Origin of the sequence: Streptococcus sp. GMD5S, from assembly GCF_000298715.2 — a bacterium.
Classification (GTDB): Bacteria; Bacillota; Bacilli; order Lactobacillales; family Streptococcaceae; genus Streptococcus.
This window is the reverse complement of sequence record NZ_AJRG02000068.1, coordinates 1-4,618: the sequence shown is the minus strand read 5'-3', so window position 1 is coordinate 4,618 and position 4,618 is coordinate 1. Positions and strand designations below refer to the sequence as shown.

At 50.1% G+C, this 4,618-nt stretch carries 1 tRNA gene and 2 rRNA genes; all 3 read right to left on the bottom strand.

Annotated elements, in window-relative coordinates:
* Positions 1 to 125 precede the first annotated feature (125 nt).
* Positions 126 to 3,028: ribosomal RNA gene (locus GMD5S_RS0210020) — 23S ribosomal RNA — on the bottom strand.
* A gap of 122 nt (positions 3,029 to 3,150) precedes the next feature.
* Positions 3,151 to 3,223 (bottom strand) — tRNA-Ala (locus GMD5S_RS0210015).
* Positions 3,224 to 3,274: 51 nt separating this feature from the next.
* Positions 3,275 to 4,618, bottom strand: a 16S ribosomal RNA gene (locus GMD5S_RS0210010); the annotation flags it as partial.

Genomic DNA, 4,618 nt, shown 5'->3' with positions numbered 1-4,618 from the left:
CTGTGTTCGGCATGGGTACAGGTGTATCTCCTAGGCTATCGTCACTTAACTCTGAGTAATACCTACTCAAAATTGAATATCTATCAAATACCAAGAAAACCTCACACTTCGTATTCTCAGTTACTTTGGATAAGTCCTCGAGCTATTAGTATTAGTCCGCTACATGTGTCGCCACACTTCCACTTCTAACCTATCTACCTGATCATCTCTCAGGGCTCTTACTGATATAAAATCATGGGAAATCTCATCTTGAGGTGGGTTTCACACTTAGATGCTTTCAGCGTTTATCCCTTCCCTACATAGCTACCCAGCGATGCCTTTGGCAAGACAACTGGTACACCAGCGGTAAGTCCACTCTGGTCCTCTCGTACTAGGAGCAGATCCTCTCAAATTTCCTACGCCCGCGACGGATAGGGACCGAACTGTCTCACGACGTTCTGAACCCAGCTCGCGTGCCGCTTTAATGGGCGAACAGCCCAACCCTTGGGACCGACTACAGCCCCAGGATGCGACGAGCCGACATCGAGGTGCCAAACCTCCCCGTCGATGTGAACTCTTGGGGGAGATAAGCCTGTTATCCCCAGGGTAGCTTTTATCCGTTGAGCGATGGCCCTTCCATACGGAACCACCGGATCACTAAGCCCGACTTTCGTCCCTGCTCGAGTTGTAGCTCTCGCAGTCAAGCTCCCTTATACCTTTACACTCTGCGAATGATTTCCAACCATTCTGAGGGAACCTTTGGGCGCCTCCGTTACCTTTTAGGAGGCGACCGCCCCAGTCAAACTGCCCGTCAGACACTGTCTCCGATAGGGATAACCTATCCGGGTTAGAGTGGCCATAACACAAGGGTAGTATCCCAACAACGTCTCCTTCGAAACTGGCGTCCCGATCTCATAGACTCCTACCTATCCTGTACATGTGGTACAGACACTCAATATCAAACTGCAGTAAAGCTCCATGGGGTCTTTCCGTCCTGTCGCGGGTAACCTGCATCTTCACAGGTACTAAAATTTCACCGAGTCTCTCGTTGAGACAGTGCCCAAATCATTACGCCTTTCGTGCGGGTCGGAACTTACCCGACAAGGAATTTCGCTACCTTAGGACCGTTATAGTTACGGCCGCCGTTTACTGGGGCTTCAATTCATACCTTCGGATTACTCCTAAGCACTCCTCTTAACCTTCCAGCACCGGGCAGGCGTCACCCCCTATACATCATCTTACGATTTAGCAGAGAGCTGTGTTTTTGATAAACAGTTGCTTGGGCCTATTCACTGCGGCTGACTTAAAGTCAGCACCCCTTCTCCCGAAGTTACGGGGTCATTTTGCCGAGTTCCTTAACGAGAGTTCTCTCGCTCACCTGAGGCTACTCGCCTCGACTACCTGTGTCGGTTTGCGGTACGGGTAGAGTATGTTTAAACGCTAGAAGCTTTTCTTGGCAGTGTGACGTCACTAACTTCGCTACTAAACTTCGCTCCCCATCACAGCTCAATGTTATAGATATAAGCATTTGACTCATATCACACCTCACTGCTTAGACAGACACTTCCATTCGTCTGCTTTAGTTAGCCTACTGCGTCCCTCCATCACTACATACTCTAGTACAGGAATATCAACCTGTTGTCCATCGGATACACCTTTCGGTCTCTCCTTAGGTCCCGACTAACCCAGGGCGGACGAGCCTTCCCCTGGAAACCTTAGTCTTACGGTGGACAGGATTCTCACCTGTCTTTCGCTACTCATACCGGCATTCTCACTTCTATGCGTTCCAGCACTCCTCACGGTATACCTTCTTCACACATAGAACGCTCTCCTACCATACCTATAAAGGTATCCACAGCTTCGGTAAATTGTTTTAGCCCCGGTACATTTTCGGCGCAGGGTCACTCGACTAGTGAGCTATTACGCACTCTTTGAATGAATAGCTGCTTCTAAGCTAACATCCTAGTTGTCTGTGCAACCCCACATCCTTTTCCACTTAACAATTATTTTGGGACCTTAGCTGGTGGTCTGGGCTGTTTCCCTTTCGACTACGGATCTTAGCACTCGCAGTCTGACTGCCGACCATAATTCATTGGCATTCGGAGTTTATCTGAGATTGGTAATCCGGGATGGACCCCTCACCCAAACAGTGCTCTACCTCCAAGAATCTTTATGTCGACGCTAGCCCTAAAGCTATTTCGGAGAGAACCAGCTATCTCCAAGTTCGTTTGGAATTTCTCCGCTACCCACAAGTCATCCAAGCACTTTTCAACGTGCCCTGGTTCGGTCCTCCAGTGCGTCTTACCGCACCTTCAACCTGCTCATGGGTAGGTCACATGGTTTCGGGTCTACGACATGATACTAAGGCGCCCTATTCAGACTCGGTTTCCCTGCGGCTCCGTCTCTTCAACTTAACCTCGCATCATATCGTAACTCGCCGGTTCATTCTACAAAAGGCACGCTCTCACCCATTAACGGGCTCGAACTTGTTGTAGGCACACGGTTTCAGGTTCTATTTCACTCCCCTCCCGGGGTGCTTTTCACCTTTCCCTCACGGTACTGGTTCACTATCGGTCACTAGGGAGTATTTAGGGTTGGGAGATGGTCCTCCCAGATTCCGACGGGATTTCACGTGTCCCGCCGTACTCAGGATACTGCTAGGTACAAAGACTATTTTAAATACGAGGCTATTACTCTCTTTGGCTGATCTTCCCAAATCATTCTTCTATAATCTTTGAGTCCACATTGCAGTCCTACAACCCCGAAGAGTAAACTCTTCGGTTTGCCCTCCTGCCGTTTCGCTCGCCGCTACTAAGGCAATCGCTTTTGCTTTCTCTTCCTGCAGCTACTTAGATGTTTCAGTTCACTGCGTCTTCCTCCTCACATCCTTAACAGATGCGGGTAACAGGTAGTACCTGTTGGGTTCCCCCATTCGGAAATCCCTGGATCATCGCTTACTTACAGCTACCCAAGGCATATCGTCGTTTGTCACGTCCTTCTTCGGCTCCTAGTGCCAAGGCATCCACCGTGCGCCCTTATTAACTTAACCTTATTTTTTGACCTTTCAGTCATAAACTCTTTTAATACTACAGCGTTTCGGTTTATTTTCTTGTTACTATTTGATATAGATATTCAATTTTCAATGTGCATTACTTGGTGATCTCTCACCAATGGAGCCTAGCGGGATCGAACCGCTGACCTCCTGCGTGCAAAGCAGGCGCTCTCCCAGCTGAGCTAAGGCCCCACAAGACCTCTCAAGACTAAACAAGACCAATGTGCAGTTCCTTATCCTTAGAAAGGAGGTGATCCAGCCGCACCTTCCGATACGGCTACCTTGTTACGACTTCACCCCAATCATCTATCCCACCTTAGGCGGCTGGCTCCTAAAAGGTTACCTCACCGACTTCGGGTGTTACAAACTCTCGTGGTGTGACGGGCGGTGTGTACAAGGCCCGGGAACGTATTCACCGCGGCGTGCTGATCCGCGATTACTAGCGATTCCGACTTCATGTAGGCGAGTTGCAGCCTACAATCCGAACTGAGACTGGCTTTAAGAGATTAGCTTGCCGTCACCGGCTTGCGACTCGTTGTACCAGCCATTGTAGCACGTGTGTAGCCCAGGTCATAAGGGGCATGATGATTTGACGTCATCCCCACCTTCCTCCGGTTTATTACCGGCAGTCTCGCTAGAGTGCCCAACTGAATGATGGCAACTAACAATAGGGGTTGCGCTCGTTGCGGGACTTAACCCAACATCTCACGACACGAGCTGACGACAACCATGCACCACCTGTCACCTCTGTCCCGAAGGAAAACTCTATCTCTAGAGCGGTCAGAGGGATGTCAAGACCTGGTAAGGTTCTTCGCGTTGCTTCGAATTAAACCACATGCTCCACCGCTTGTGCGGGCCCCCGTCAATTCCTTTGAGTTTCAACCTTGCGGTCGTACTCCCCAGGCGGAGTGCTTAATGCGTTAGCTGCGGCACTAAACCCCGGAAAGGGTCTAACACCTAGCACTCATCGTTTACGGCGTGGACTACCAGGGTATCTAATCCTGTTTGCTCCCCACGCTTTCGAGCCTCAGCGTCAGTTACAAGCCAGAGAGCCGCTTTCGCCACCGGTGTTCCTCCATATATCTACGCATTTCACCGCTACACATGGAATTCCACTCTCCCCTCTTGCACTCAAGTTAAACAGTTTCCAAAGCGTACTATGGTTAAGCCACAGCCTTTAACTTCAGACTTATCTAACCGCCTGCGCTCGCTTTACGCCCAATAAATCCGGACAACGCTCGGGACCTACGTATTACCGCGGCTGCTGGCACGTAGTTAGCCGTCCCTTTCTGGTAAGATACCGTCACAGTGTGAACTTTCCACTCTCACACTCGTTCTTCTCTTACAACAGAGCTTTACGATCCGAAAACCTTCTTCACTCACGCGGCGTTGCTCGGTCAGACTTCCGTCCATTGCCGAAGATTCCCTACTGCTGCCTCCCGTAGGAGTCTGGGCCGTGTCTCAGTCCCAGTGTGGCCGATCACCCTCTCAGGTCGGCTATGTATCGTTGCCTTGGTGAGCCGTTACCTCACCAACTAGCTAATACAACGCAGGTCCATCTGGTAGTGATGCAATTGCACCTTTTAA